Annotated in this window: 12 protein-coding genes and 1 pseudogene; 1 reads left to right on the top strand and 12 read right to left on the bottom strand. The window is 66.7% G+C overall.

Features of this window, described 5'->3' with window-relative positions:
* A partial coding sequence (rpsB, locus tag RMO04_RS03665) for a 30S ribosomal protein S2 (RefSeq protein WP_309643438.1) occupies window positions 1-907 on the bottom strand: 907 nt, incomplete at its 3' end.
* A 290-nt stretch (window positions 908-1,197) separates the two neighbouring features.
* Here rpsB and RMO04_RS03660 point away from each other — a divergent pair.
* Window positions 1,198-1,479, top strand: coding sequence for a hypothetical protein (locus RMO04_RS03660; RefSeq protein WP_309643437.1), 282 nt, complete (start codon window positions 1,198-1,200; stop codon window positions 1,477-1,479).
* Window position 1,480: 1 nt separating this feature from the next.
* Here the strand turns inward: RMO04_RS03660 and dnaE are convergent, their stop codons facing one another.
* The 11 genes and pseudogenes from dnaE to RMO04_RS03605 form a co-directional block, all read right to left on the bottom strand.
* Window positions 1,481-4,924, bottom strand: a complete 3,444-nt coding sequence (gene dnaE, locus RMO04_RS03655; protein WP_309643436.1) for a DNA polymerase III subunit alpha — start codon at window positions 4,922-4,924, stop codon at window positions 1,481-1,483.
* Between the two features lie 16 nt (window positions 4,925-4,940).
* On the bottom strand, window positions 4,941-5,030 hold the full coding sequence (gene sidA / locus RMO04_RS03650) for a cell division inhibitor SidA (protein WP_082531887.1): 90 nt from the start codon (window positions 5,028-5,030) through the stop codon (window positions 4,941-4,943).
* A 91-nt stretch (window positions 5,031-5,121) separates the two neighbouring features.
* Window positions 5,122-5,811, bottom strand: coding sequence for an ABC transporter ATP-binding protein (locus RMO04_RS03645; RefSeq protein WP_309643435.1), 690 nt, complete (start codon window positions 5,809-5,811; stop codon window positions 5,122-5,124).
* Entirely contained in the window at window positions 5,804-7,096 is a 1,293-nt protein-coding gene (locus tag RMO04_RS03640) for a lipoprotein-releasing ABC transporter permease subunit (RefSeq protein ID WP_309643434.1), read from the bottom strand. The genes RMO04_RS03645 and RMO04_RS03640 overlap by 8 nt, the downstream gene beginning before the upstream one ends.
* A 285-nt stretch (window positions 7,097-7,381) precedes the next feature.
* Window positions 7,382-7,645: a DUF1467 family protein gene (locus RMO04_RS03635; RefSeq protein ID WP_309643433.1), complete on the bottom strand. Its 264-nt coding sequence runs from the start codon at window positions 7,643-7,645 to the stop codon at window positions 7,382-7,384.
* The gene (gene mce, locus RMO04_RS03630; protein ID WP_309643432.1) at window positions 7,645-8,067 is read right to left on the bottom strand and encodes a methylmalonyl-CoA epimerase; all 423 of its coding nucleotides are present in this window, start codon (window positions 8,065-8,067) and stop codon (window positions 7,645-7,647) included. The genes RMO04_RS03635 and mce overlap by 1 nt, the downstream gene beginning before the upstream one ends.
* A 52-nt stretch (window positions 8,068-8,119) precedes the next feature.
* The gene (locus RMO04_RS03625; protein WP_405041460.1) at window positions 8,120-9,799 is read right to left on the bottom strand and encodes a ribonuclease J; all 1,680 of its coding nucleotides are present in this window, start codon (window positions 9,797-9,799) and stop codon (window positions 8,120-8,122) included.
* Between the two features lie 2 nt (window positions 9,800-9,801).
* Window positions 9,802-10,576 (bottom strand): annotated as a pseudogene (locus tag RMO04_RS03620) (type III pantothenate kinase).
* A 3-nt stretch (window positions 10,577-10,579) separates the two neighbouring features.
* Window positions 10,580-11,320 (bottom strand): biotin--[acetyl-CoA-carboxylase] ligase, encoded by a 741-nt coding sequence (locus RMO04_RS03615; protein ID WP_309643430.1) that lies wholly within the window; start codon window positions 11,318-11,320, stop codon window positions 10,580-10,582.
* The gene (gene nuoN, locus RMO04_RS03610; protein WP_309643429.1) at window positions 11,321-12,760 is read right to left on the bottom strand and encodes an NADH-quinone oxidoreductase subunit NuoN; all 1,440 of its coding nucleotides are present in this window, start codon (window positions 12,758-12,760) and stop codon (window positions 11,321-11,323) included.
* A 16-nt stretch (window positions 12,761-12,776) separates the two neighbouring features.
* On the bottom strand, window positions 12,777-13,807 hold a 1,031-nt coding region (locus RMO04_RS03605), incomplete at its 5' end, for an NADH-quinone oxidoreductase subunit M (protein ID WP_309643428.1).

Genomic DNA, 13,807 nt, shown 5'->3' with positions numbered 1-13,807 from the left:
CAGCCGCCGGGGCTTCCGCCGCGGTGGTCTCCGGTTCGGCCGCGGCCGGGGCCTCAGCCGAGACCGGGGCCGGTTCAGCAGCGACCGGGGCCGGGGCGGCGGCGGCGGGCGCGGCCATCTCGGCTTCGGTCACGACCGGTTCCGGGGTCAGCTCACGGGCCAGGGTCGGCTCGATGGGGGCCACGGAGGCGCCCAGGTCCACACCGGCGGCCGATTGGCCGGCGGCCAGACCGTCGAGGACCGAGTCGGCCATCAGGTCGCAATAGAGCTGGATGGCGCGCGCGGCGTCATCATTGCCCGGGATCGGATAGGTGATGCCGTCCGGATTGCAGTTGGTGTCCAGGATGGCGATGACCGGGATGTTGAGCTTGCGGGCTTCCTGGATCGCGATCGCTTCCTTGTTGGTGTCGATCACGAACATCAGGTCGGGGATGCCGCCCATGTCCTTGATCCCGCCAAGGCTCAGCTCCAGCTTGTCCCGCTCGCGGGTCATCTGCAGCAGTTCCTTCTTGGAACGACCGGCCGCGCCATCGCCTTCCAGCAGGCCTTCCAGCTCGCGCAGGCGGGCGATGGAGCCCGACACGGTGCGCCAGTTGGTGAGCGTGCCGCCCAGCCAGCGGTGGTTCACGTAATACTGGGCCGAACGCTTGGCGGCCACGGCGACGGGCTCGGAGGCCTGACGCTTCGTGCCGACGAACAGCACGCGACCGCCGGAGGCGGCGACTTCGCGCACCTTCACCAGAGCCTGGTGCAGCAGCGGGATCGACTGGCTGAGATCGATGATGTGGATGTTCGACCGCGAACCGAAGATGTAGCGGTCCATCTTCGGATTCCAGCGGTGGGTCTGGTGACCGAAGTGCGCGCCAGCTTCTAGCAGCTGACGCATGGAGAATTCAGGAAGCGCCATACGCTTTTAAGTCCTTTTTCCGGTTAACCGCCGCAGACAAACCCCCCGAGTGGAGGACCGGAATGGATATGGCGGGATGTCTCCCCGCACATCGCCAAACGCCTGCGTGTGGAATGAGGCGGGGAAATAGGGGTTCGCGGCGAAAATAGCAAGCTCCCCGCGCGGCCTCACCGGATAGGCGGCGAACCGTCCACCTGTTCCAGAATGTCCCACGGTGCGTCGTAAGGCACTTGTTCACGCTTGACTCGTAGAGGATCGCATCACACCTCTGGGTAGATCGGAGATCCTAGATGAAACTCATCATGGCGTTCGGCGTCGGCGCCGCCCTGCTCGCTTCCGCGGCCTCCGCCGCTCCGGCCAACTCGCCCTACGGCGGCTACCGTGCGCCGCAGCCGACCTACGGCAGGATGGCGCCCATCGCGAAGACCGCGCCCATCTATTCCCCGAAGGCGCCCGACCCGAACCGCTTCAAACCGTATCAGGGCACGTCGACCTATTCGAACCGCGGCGGCGTGAACGCCTATCCGGCCCCGGCCAAACCCAAGGGCTATCTCAGCCCGTACGGAAAATGACCTAGAGGTCTTCGACGAAGACGACACCTGGCGAGGTCTTCAGGGCGCCTCGCACGGCGCCGTCCAGGGTGAAGCGGCCCGGCAGCTTCACCTCGACCTCGCGGCCCCCCTCGACGCCGGCCACCAGGATGATCTCGCCGCCTCGCGGGTTCACCGAACTCTCCAGACGCTTCTTCAGCGCATCGATCTCGGCGCTGCGGGGGGCGAGGTGGACCCGCAAGCCGGCCACGGCGTTCTCGATCGCCTTCTCCACCGGCTCGGCGTCATCGCCGAAGAACCGCACCTCGCCGTCCTTGGCCTTGGCGCGGACCTTGATGGCTACCGCCTTGCCGGGCTCCAGCAGATCACGGCACCGACGCAGGGCTTCTGGCGGGAACAGCACTTCGTACTCCCCCGTGGGATCGGAAAGCGTCACGAAGGCGAACTTCTCGCCTGACGACTGCGAGGCCCGCTCCTGCTTCCGGCGCACCACGCCGGCCATGCGAAAGGCCTCGGCGCCCGCCTCGGCCTTAGGGATGACGTCAGCCAGCAGATCGGTGCGCCGTCGCCGCAGAGCCTCGACCATGTCGTCCAGCGGATGACCCGACAGATAGAAGCCGACGGCGGCCAGTTCCTCGTCCAGACGCTCGGTCGGCGTCCAGGGATCGCGCTTGGGCATCTTCTTCTTCTGGGCCTCGACCTGGAAGTCGCCGCCGGCGAAGAAATCCTGCTGGTCGGAGTTGCGCTGAGCGGCCACGGTCTGGCCGAACGAGACGAGGAAGTCGGCGGCGCAGAACACCTGGGCGCGATTGGGGTGGATCGCGTCGAACGCCCCCGCCCTGGCCAGGGTCTCGAACGCCCGCTTGTTCACCTGGCGCGGATCGACCCGCTCCACGAAATCGAAAATGTCCACGAACGGTCCGCCTTCATTGCGGACGGCGACCACATGCTCCATGGCCTGCAGGCCGACGTTGCGGATGCCGCCGAGCGCATAAAGCACCTCGCCGTTCTCCACCTCGAAATCGGACCCTGAGCGGTTCACATCGGGGGCGTGGACCTTCACCCCGAAGCGCTTGGCGTCCTGATAGAAGACCGCCAGTTTTTCCGTGTTGGAGATGTCGAGGCTCATCGAGGCGGCGAAGAACTCGGCCGGCGTATTGGCCTTGAGCCAGGCCGTCTGGTAGCCGATGAGCGCATACGGGGCGGCGTGGGACTTGTTGAACCCGTAGCCGGAGAACTTGGCCATCAGTTCGAACAGGGTCTCGGCGAGGCTTTCGGGAACCCCCCGTTCCGCGGCGCCGCTGGCGAAGCGGGCCCGCTGCTTGTCCATCTCCTCCTTCTTCTTCTTGCCCATGGCGCGTCGAAGGAGGTCGGCTTCCCCCAGGCTATAGCCCGCCATGATGCGGGCGATGTTCATCACCTGCTCCTGGTAGACGATGACCCCGTAGGTGTCGGTCAGCACCGGTTCCAGCAGCGGGTGATAGACGTTTAGCGGCTTGCGGCCGGCCTTGGTGTCAACATAGGCCGGGATGGAATCCATGGGCCCTGGCCGGTAGAGCGAGATCAGGGCGGTGACCTCCTCCAGCGAGTTGGGCCGGAGCTGGCGCAGGGTGTCGCGCATGCCCTGCCCTTCCAACTGGAACACGCCCACCGTCTGGCCCGAAGCCATCAGCTCGTAGGACTTGGCGTCGTCCAGCGGTAGCTTCTCAAGCTGGAAATCCGCGCCGCGCTTGGCCAGGTGCTTCAACGCCCGATCAATCACGGTCAGGGTCTTCAGGCCCAGGAAATCGGACTTCACGAGGCCGGCGCTCTCGACCCACTTCATGTTGAACTGGGTGGCCGGCAGCTCCGAGCGCGGGTCGCGATACAGCGGCGAGAGCTGCGTCAGCGGACGGTCGCTGATCACCACGCCGGCGGCGTGGGTCGAGGCGTTGCGATAAAGGCCTTCCAGCTGCAGCGCCACGTCCAGGAGTTGGGCGACCGCCTCGTCGTCCTCCTTGGCCTGGCGCAGCCGCGGCTCGATCTCGATGGCCTTGGCCAGGGTGACGGGATTGGCCGGGTTGGCCGGCACCATCTTGGCCAGTCGGTCTACCTGACCCAATGGCAATTGCAGGACACGTCCAACGTCGCGCAGCACCGCGCGCGCCTGCAGGGTGCCGAAGGTGATGATCTGCGCCACCCGGTCACGGCCGTAACGCTGCTGCACATAGCCGATCACCTCTTCCCGCCGCTCCTGGCAGAAGTCGATGTCGAAGTCGGGCATGGAGACCCGCTCGGGGTTGAGGAACCGCTCGAAGATCAGGCCGTAGCGGATCGGATCCAGGCCGGTGATCAGCAGCGACCAGGCGACCAGCGAGCCGGCCCCCGAGCCCCGCCCGGGTCCGACTGGAATGCCTTGGGCCACCGCCCATTTCATGAAGTCCGAAACGATCAGGAAGTAGCCCGAGAAGCCCATCGACTGGATGACGCCGATCTCACGGTCCAACCTGTCCCAGTAGACGCTCTCATCCTGCGACAGGCTGTGGCCGATCAGGCGCTTGCGCAGCCCCTCACGGGCCTGTTCGGCCAGTTCCTCGTCCTCGGTCCGGCCGCCCGTGGTCGGGAACCGCGGCAGGATCGGATCGCGCTTGGCCACGGTGAAGGCGCAACGCCGGGCGATGTCGACGGCGTTGTCGCAGGCCTCCGGCAGATCGGCGAACAGAGCGCGCATGGTCTGGGCGCTCTTGAAATAGTGCTCGGGCGTGACGCGCCGACGCTCTTCCTGGCTGATGAAGGCGCCGTCGGCGATGCACAACAACGCCTCGTGGGCGGCGTACATCTCGGCCTTGGCGAAATAGACGTCGTTGGTGGCCACCAGCGGGACGTCATTCTCGTAGGCGAACGCCACGAGTTCGGGCTCAGCCGCGGCCTGGGCGGACATGCCATGGCGCTGAAGCTCCACATAGAACCGGTCGCCGAACACCCGCGCCATCTCGGTCAGGGCGGCCCTACCTTCTTCGCCCTTGCCCTGGGCGAAGAGCGGATCGATGGGACCGTCGACCCCGCCCGAAAGCAGGATCAGCCCCTCCGCATGCCGCGTCACCATCTCCCAGGAAACCGACACGTCCTCGGTTCCGTCCGCCTCCAGATAGGCGGCCGACGACAGCTCGCTGAGATTGAGATAGCCCCGCTCGCTCTGCGCCAGCAGCAGGATGGTGGGAACCTTGGCCCAACGCTCGGTCAGGCCGCCACCGATACCGGTCACCGGCAGGGCGCAACCGATGATCGGCTGGACCCCCGCTTCCTTCGTCAGGACGGAGAACTCGAGGGCGCCGAACAGGTTGGCCCGGTCGGCCAGGGCCACGGCCGGCATCTCGGCCTTGGCCGCCATTTCGCCGATCTTCTCGGCCTTGATCGCGCCTTCCAGCAGGGAATAGGCGGAGCGGACCCGCAGGTGGACGAAACCCTCGCTCACCGCGTCGCTCACCCGTAACCCTCCGCTGCTAGGCCGCCAGTTGGGCCACGGCGCACATCATCCAGACAAACCCCGCCACCGACACAAAGGCCAGCGATTCCCGAGCCAAGCGAACCATTTGCGTCGTCCTCGTTGTGGATGTTCTGTGAATGTTCTTATTCTTGTTTTGTTCTCCTCCGTCAAGAGGCATCTGAAGCGGCAGCCGGGGGTCACCCCTTCGGCTGTTCTTCCAGCTTCCCGTCCTTCACCGCCACGACGCGGTCCATGTGGCGGGCAAGTTCCAGGTTATGGGTGGCGACCAAGGCGGCCACGCCGGTCTTGCGGGCCAAGGCGTAGAGGCTCTCGAACACCGCCGTCGAGGTGGCCGGGTCGAGGTTTCCAGTGGGCTCGTCGGCCAGCAGAAGGCGGGGGGAATTGGCCAGGGCGCGCGCGACCGCCACCCGCTGCTGCTCGCCGCCCGACATCTGAGCCGGCTGGTGGTCCACGCGATCGCCGAGGCCAAGGCCGGTGAGAAGTTCCAACGCCCGCGCCCGTGCGACCTTGCGCGAGCGACCGGCGATCATCTGCGGCAGGGCCACATTGTCGAGGGCGGTGAACTCCGCCAGCAGGTGGTGGGCCTGGTAGACGAAGCCGATCGCGCCCAGCCGCACGCGGGTGCGCTGACGGTCGCTCAGATCCGAACAGTCGCGGCCGTCGATGCGGATCTGTCCGGCGTCCGGATGTTCCAGCAAACCCGCCGCATGCAGCAGCGACGACTTGCCCGAACCGGACGGTCCGATCAGGCCGACGATTTCGCCAGGCCTGACCTCGAGGTCGGCGCCATCCAGCACCGTCAGCACGCGGTCGCCGCTCTTGTAGGTGCGCTTCAGGCCACGGATGGAGAGGATGGCGTCACTCATAGCGAAGCGCCTCCACCGGATCGAGACGCGAGGCGCGCCAGGCGGGCGGCAGGGTCGCCAGGAACGACATGGCCAGCGCCCAGAAGGTGATCACGCCCACCTCGCCCCAGTCGATCTTGGCGGGAATGCGGCTGAGGAAATAGATGTCGGACGAGAAGACCTGCGCGCCGGTGACCCATTCCACCGCCTGCTGGATCTCGCCGATGAAGATGCAGAACAGCGAGCCGATCAGCAAACCCGCGAGGGTGCCCAGCACGCCCACGGCGGCCCCGGCCATGAAGAAGATGCGCAAGATCGACCCTTGCCCCGCGCCCATGGTCCGCAGGATGGCGATGTCGCGGCCCTTGTTCTTCACAAGCATGACCAATCCGGAGATGATGTTCATGGCGGCGATGGCCACCAGCATCATCAGGATCAGGCGCATGACGTTGCGCTCGACCTTCAAGGCCCCCCAGTAGGACGCGTTCTTCTCCGTCCAGTCGGTCAGCAGGGCCGCGGGACCCGCCACCCTGGCCAGTTCGGGCTTCATGGCGACCGCTTCGTCGGGGTCCTCCAGCTTGATCTCGACATAGTCGAGGCCCGTCTCGCGACCGAAGAACAGCTGGGCCTGTTCCAACGGCATGTAGATGAAGGCCTGATCGTACTCGCTCATGCCGACCGTGAAGGTGCCCGCCACGGTGTAGGTCTTTCGCAGCGGCGTGCCGCCGAAAGCCGTTGCCCCGCCGGTGGGCGACACCAGGCTGACCGGATCGCCGGGCTCGACGCCCAGGGTCTGAGCCAGGCGGTCGCCGACCAGGATCAGGTCGCCGCCATATTCGCCCTCGCCGAACCCAGCCATCGTCCCGCGGGTGATGTTGGTGGACACCAGCTTGGTGGCCTTGAGATCCTTGGGCGTGATGCCGCGCACGATGGCGCCGCTGATCTGCCCATTGCCCAAGGCCATGGCCTGGGCCTCCACGACGGGTGTCACTTGAATCACGCCGGGCATTTTGCCGATCCGGCCGATCATGGCGTCGCGATCGGGCGAGTTCAGGACGCCGCCGGCGACATAGAGGTGGCCGGAGAAGCCGAGGATCCGCGACAGCAGCTCGGTGCGGAACCCGTTCATCACGCTCATCACGATGATCAGCACGGCCACCGCCAGCATGATGCCCACGAACGAGATGATCGAGATCAGCGCCACCCCGCCCTGGCTGCGCTTGGCGCGCAGGTAGCGCGCGGCCACGGCGCGCTCCCACTGGCCGAAGGGCGGCGCGCGGCCATTGGTGCTGGCGGTCATGCTCATCAGTCGGAATCGCCCCGGGTCGAGCTGGATCAACGGCCCTGTTAGCCGTTGGTTCGCCAGCTAGGCAATGAAAGCCGCGAAAAGAAGGCCGCCCAGGGAGGTGGGCGGCCTTCAGTCGTTCGGGGAAAACGCCACAGTGGTTCCTAAGAGCCGCCCGTGTCTGTCACCAGGGATAGCCGCGATCCGGCCGCCAGCCCCGCGCTGACACACTCCCCAGATGGGGTTTGCGCGATCTGCACAAAAACTGAGCGGCTGGCGGAAGCGGTGCGCCACGCCATTGGGCGCCTAGCTCCAGTTTGAGGGCAGCGGCGGCAGGGTGATCAGGTCGAACTTCAGCACGAGGAACAGGATCGTCCACAGGACGGCCGCGACCCACGTGGTGGTGATGAACTTCTTCTTCAGCTTGGGATCCACTGGCGCGCCGGGATCACCGCCGTCACCCTTGTCGATACCGGCCTCGGAATGGCTCACGGTGCCGAGCGGTAGCACGGCGAACAGCACCGTCCACCAGATGGTCAGGAAGATCGCGATATTGGCGGCGACGCCCATCAGTGCGGGTCCTTCGGGGTTTCCATCAACTCGACCAAGACGCCGCCCATGTTCTTGGGGTGGATGAAGATGACGGGGACCCCGTGCGCGCCTATGCGCGGCTTGCCGTCGTTGAGCACCGTGGCGCCCTTGGCGGCCATGTCGTCGCGCGCGACGATGATGTCGGGCACCTCGAAGCAGACATGATGCTGCCCACCCTTGGGGTTCTTCGCCAGGAAGGCGTGGATCGGTGAGGCCGCGCCATAGGGTTCGATCAGTTCGATCTGGCTGTTGGGCAGGTCGACGAAACAGACATAGACCCCCTGCTCTTCCAGCACCTTGGTCTCGCTGACCTGGGTGGCGCCCAGCATGTCGCGATACATGGCGACGGACTCGGCGATGGAGGGGGTCGCGACCCCGACGTGGTTCAGTCTTCCGATCATGGAGTTCGTATAGACCGGTCAGCGACGGCGCGCGAGATCACCTTGCGGCGCCCTAGACCCGAAGCACCGTGGTCTCGACCACGGGCCGGCGGCCCCAGATGCGTTGGCTGGCCTTCTTCACGGCCCGTGACAACGCCATCTCGACCTCGGCGTCGATCTCGCGGGCGTCGCCCTTGAGCTTGCCGAAGGCGGTCTCGGCGTCCTCGGCCAGGTCGTCCAAGACCTCATCCATCGGATAGTCTTCGTCGGCGGGCAGCCCCAGGGCCTTTATCCTTGGACCCGAGACGATCTTGCCGCGCCCGTCCAGCACCACGGCCACCGACAGCACGCCGTTGAACGCCGCGTGCCGGCGTTCGCGCAGGGCGTCGCCGTTCTCCGGAGTCAGGACGCCCGCGTCCACATATATGCGGCCGGCGGGAACCTCGTCGATGATCTCGGCGCGGCCCGGCGCCAGGCGCACCATGTCACCATTGCGCGGGGCAACCGTCTGTTTGACCTGCAGATCGCGGGCGAAGGCGGCGTGCTCCAGCAGGTGACGACGCTCGCCATGCGTCGGGACCGCGATCTCCGGTCGGGCCCAGGCGTACATCCGGGCCAGCTCGTCACGGCAGGGGTGGCCGGAAACGTGGATGCCCGGGTGGTCGCGCTCGGTGTAGAGCCGCACGCCACGGTCAGCGAGGCGGTTCTGCAGGTTGCGGATCGGCACCTCGTTGCCCGGAATGACCCGCGAGGAGAAGACGCAGGAGTCGCCTGCCCCCAGCTTCACATGGCTGTGGGAGCCGTCGGCGATTCGCGACAACGCCGCGCGGGCTTCGCCCTGACTGCCGGTGCAGAGATAAAGGATCTGGTTGTCGGAGAAGTGGCGCGCCTCGGCGTCACTGACGAACTCCTTGATGTCGGAAAACAGACCGACGGACTTAGCCGCAGCCGCCATCCTGTGCATCGAGCGGCCCACCAGGCAGACGCGCCGGCCATTGGCCTCGGCCGCCCGGATGATGGAGTCCATCCGCGCCACGTTGGAGGCGAAGCAGGCCACGGCGACCTTGCCCGTCAGGCCAGAGACCAGCTTGGCCATGGCGTCGCGGACGTCGGCTTCCGACCCCGCCTCGCCGTCGACGAAGACATTGGTGGAGTCGCAGACCATGGCGAGGACGCCTTCGTCCCCAAGTTTCCGGATCGCGCCCTCGTCGGTCACCGAGCCCAGCACCGGATCGGGATCGATCTTCCAGTCGCCGGTGTGCAGGATCGTGCCCAGCGGCGTGCGGATCGCCAGACCGTTGGGCTCCGGGATCGAGTGGGTGAGCGTGATCAAGTCGATCTCGAAGGGACCCAGTTTCACCGTGCCGCCCAGCGGCACCTCGGTGATCACCGCGTCGGCCGCGTCCTCGTTCTCGCGCAGCTTCTCGCGCAGCAGGAAGGCGGTGAACGGTGTGGCGTACAGCGGCGCGCGCAGGCGCGGCCACAGCCAGGCCACGGCGCCGATGTGGTCTTCGTGGGCATGGGTCAGCACGATGCCCAGGATGTCCTTGGCGTGGGCTTCGATGAACTCCGGGTCGGGCAGGATGATTTCCACGCCGGGCGTGGTCTGGTCGCCGAAGGTGACGCCCAGGTCGACCACGATCCACTTCCGCGCATGCGGGGGCCCGTAGCCGTAGAGGTTGAAGTTCATGCCGATCTCGTTCGAGCCGCCCAGCGGCAGGAAAACGAGTTCGTCGGTGGGTTTTACTTTGATCATTACGTCCTTGCCGCCGTGTTTCGGCGGTGAATTTCGAGAAGGCCCCGGATCGTCAGATCCGGGTCGAAGTGGTCGATGGCCAGTGTCGCGCCGTGAAACAACGAGGCGACGCCGCCGGTGGCGACCACGGTCATGGGTTCGGCGCGCTCGGCCTTGATACGAGCGATCAGGCCCTCGATCAGCGCCACATAGCCCCAGAAGACCCCAGATTGCATGGCGCCGACGGTGTCCTTGCCGACCACCTGTTGGGGCTTCTGGATCGCCACGCGCGGCAGTTTCGCCGCCGCGGTGTGCAACGCCTCCATAGATAGGTTGATGCCAGGCGCGATCACACCCCCCTCGAACCCACCATCGGCGGCTATCACGTCGAAGGTGGTGGCGGTGCCGCTGTCGATGACGATCAGGGCGCCGGGATAGACGATGTGGGCGCCGAGCGCATTCACCAGCCGGTCGGCCCCAGCCTCGGACGGCTTGTCGATGCGCACCTCGATCCCCAGCTCGGCGTTCTCGCCGATCACCAGGGGTTCGACGTGCAGATAGCGCCGCGCCAAGTTGCGTAGGTTGAAGATCGACTGTGGCACCACGCTCGAGATGATCGCCGCGTCCAGCACGCCGAACTGCAGACCCGCCATGTTCAGAAGCTGCGACAGCCACACGGCGTATTCGTCGGCGGTGCGGCTGGCGTCGGTGGCCGCGCGCCACTGGGATCCAGGTCTGACCGTCATGGACGGCGAACAGTGTGTTGGTGTTGCCCTGCTCGATGGCCAGCAGCATGGCTCAAGCCCCTCCGAAAAAGACGTCGCCGGCGGTTATGCGCAAGATCGCGCCGTCGTCCAGCTTCAGGCGCAGGGCGCCGTCGTCGTCGAGACCGAGCGCGGTCCCCTTGATGGTCTGGTTGGGCAGGCGCGCCTCGCAGGGCTCGCCCAACCCGTGGGCGTTGGCCGTCCAGCCCTTGGCGACCGGGGCGAAGCCCTCTCGGTCCCAGGTCGCGCGCCAGTGTTCGAAGCGGCTGGCCAGCACCTCCAGGGCGTCAAGTGGCGCGGGTGGCGGCACGGTCATGTGATCAGCCAAGGCGGTGGCCGGACGTTCCACATCCTGCGGGGCGTGGGCCAGGTTCACGCCGATCCCGACCGCGAGCCACAGGGCGCCGTCGGGCCGCGTCCCTGACTCGACAAGGATGCCGACGGCCTTGCGCCCATGCACCAGCACATCGTTGGGCCATTTCAGCTTGGCCGCGCCGACGCCAAGGCAGGTCTCGGCCAGATCGGCGGCCGCGAGCGCGGCCACGAAGGATATCTGGGCGGCTTCGCCAGCCGTCTTGTCGGTGGTCAGCAGCAAGGTGGCGGCGAGATTGCCGCTGGCCGTCTGCCAAGCCCGACCGCGTCGGCCGCGCCCGGCGTTCTGGCGCAGGGCGGTGATCCAGACCGGACCGCCCTCGCCTGCCTCAGCGCGACGACGGGCCTCGGCATTGGTGGAATCCAGTTCGTCGTAGGCTTCAATCGGCGGGTGGCTCGCCACCTAGCTCAGGCCGAAGGCCGCGGCGGCGGCGTGCGCCAGCGGATCGATGAAGACCAGCGCCCCCAGCACCAGCGGGAAGGTGAACAGGGCCGCGCCGTAGGCGATCGCGCGAGCCTCGCCGGGGATGGCGTCGGTCTGGCCGGGCGCCGTGTCGAACCACATGGTCTTGATCAGGCGCAGATAATAGAAGGCCGCCACCACGCTGCCGACCAGGCCCAATACCGCGGCGATCTGGATCATGGGCTCCTGCACGTTGATCGCGGCCTTGAAGACGTAGAACTTCGCCCAGAAGCCGGAGAACGGCGGCAGGCCGAGCGCCGACAGCGAGAAGGCGGTCATGGCCAGCGCCATGCCGGGCCGCTGTTTGAACAGGCCGGCCATGTCGTCGATGGTCTCCATCGGCGTTCCGGCGCGGTTGAGCGCGGTCAGGCAGGCGAAGAAGCCCGTCACGTCGACCATGTAGAGCACCATGAACACCAGCATGGCCTGGACGCCCTCGGCGTTGCCGGAGGCTAGGCCCAGGATCGCGTAGCCGACATTGGCGATGGAGGAATAGGCCCAGAGGCGCTTGAGGTTGTTCTGGGCCAGGCCCGCGAAGGCGCCCACGAAGATCGAGAACAGCGCGATGACCACCAGGACCTGGCGCCACTGGTCGATCGCGCCGGGGAAGCCCTCGGTCAGCACCCGGGCTAAGAGCACCATGGCCGCCAACTTGGGCGCCGCGGCGAAGAACGCGACGATGGGGGTGGGCGCGCCCTCGTAGACGTCGGGCGTCCACATGTGGAATGGCGCGGCGGAGACCTTGAAGGCCAGGCCGCAGATCAGGAAGATCAGGCCGAACAGCACGCCGGTGTTGGCGCCCGACATCACCGCCAGCGCGATCTCGTCGAACCGGGTGGAGCCCGCGAAGCCGTAGATCAGCGAGGCGCCGTAGAGCAGCAGACCCGAGGACAGGGCGCCGAGGACGAAGTACTTCAGGCCCGCTTCCGAAGCCTTGGCGTTGTCGCGGTGCATGGCGGCCAGGACGTAGAGCGCCAGGGATTGCAGCTCGACGCCGATATAGAGCGAGATCAGGTCGCCGGCCGAGGCCATCATGCCCATGCCCAGCGCCGCCAGCAGGATCAGGACCGGGAACTCGAAGTTTCGCACGGCCTGGCGCTCGAACCACTTCTGGCCCAGCGGCAGGGCCACGGCGCTGGCTGCGTAGATCGCCACCTTGGCGAAGGCCGAGGCCTGGTCGGAGACCATGCCGCCGGCGAACCCACGGCCGATCGGACCCACCGCTGCGGCCCAGGCGGCCGCGGCGAGCGCGCCGATGGCCGCGATCATCAGGAGGCCCGTGGACTTGGGCGCATAGGCGCCGACCACCAGCAGCAGCAGGGCGGCGCCGGCGAGGATCAGTTCGGGCAGGGCAAGCGCGAGATCGGTCGAGAAGGTCATGGCTCTAAGGGGTCCCTCACCCGCCGATGGCCGCGCGATAGATCGCGGCGAGGTTGTCGACCGAGGCTTGGGTCAGATCGAGGACGGCGGCCGGATAGACGCCGAGGTACAGGGTGGACGCGATCAGCGGGGCGAAGATCGCCACTTCTCGCCAATCGAGATCGGTGATGTCGGCCAGCTTCGGATTGGTGATCTCACCGAAGATGACCCGGCGGTAGAGGCTGAGCGCATAGACCGCCGAGAAGATCACGCCGGTGGCGGCCACGACCGCCGTCCAGGTCGAGACCTGGTAGACGCCGACCATGGTGGTGATCTCACCGATGAAGCCCGAGGTGCCCGGCAGGCCGACATTGCCCATGGTGAACAGCATGAAGGTCGCCGCGTACCAGGGCATGCGATGCACGAGGCCGCCATAGAAGGCGATCTCGCGGGTGTGCATGCGGTCATAAACGACGCCGACGCAGAGGAAGAGCGCGCCGGAGATCACGCCGTGGCTCAGCATCTGGAAGATCGCCCCCTGGATGCCCAGCGCATTGCCCGCGAAGATGCCCATCGTCACGAAGCCCATGTGGGCCACCGACGAATAGGCGATCAGCTTCTTGATGTCGGTCTGACGGAAGGCCACCAGGGAGGTGTAGATGATGGCGATGACGCTGAGGGCGAAGACCAGCGGGGTGAAGAACTCCGAGGCCTGGGGGAACATCGGCAGGCTGAAGCGCAGGAAGCCGTAGCCCCCCATCTTCAGCAGGATGCCGGCCAGGATCACCGAACCCGCCGTGGGCGCCTCGACGTGGGCGTCGGGCAGCCAGGTGTGGACCGGCCACATCGGCATCTTCACCGCGAAGGAGGCGAAGAAGGCCAGCCACAGCCAAGTCTGCAGGGCGGGGTCGAACTTGTAGACCATCAACTCGGGGATCGAGGAGGTCCCGGCGATGCCGATCATGCCGAGGATGGCCGCCAGCATCAGGACGGTTCCCAGCAGGGTGTAGAGGAAGAACTTGAAGGCCGCGTAGACCCGGCGCTTGCCGCCCCAGATGCCGTTGATCA

It is taken from the genome of Phenylobacterium sp., assembly GCF_031412415.1.
Lineage (GTDB): Bacteria > Pseudomonadota > Alphaproteobacteria > Caulobacterales > Caulobacteraceae > Phenylobacterium.
Note: the sequence above shows the minus strand (reverse complement) of the source record. Positions and strands in the feature narration are given on the sequence as shown.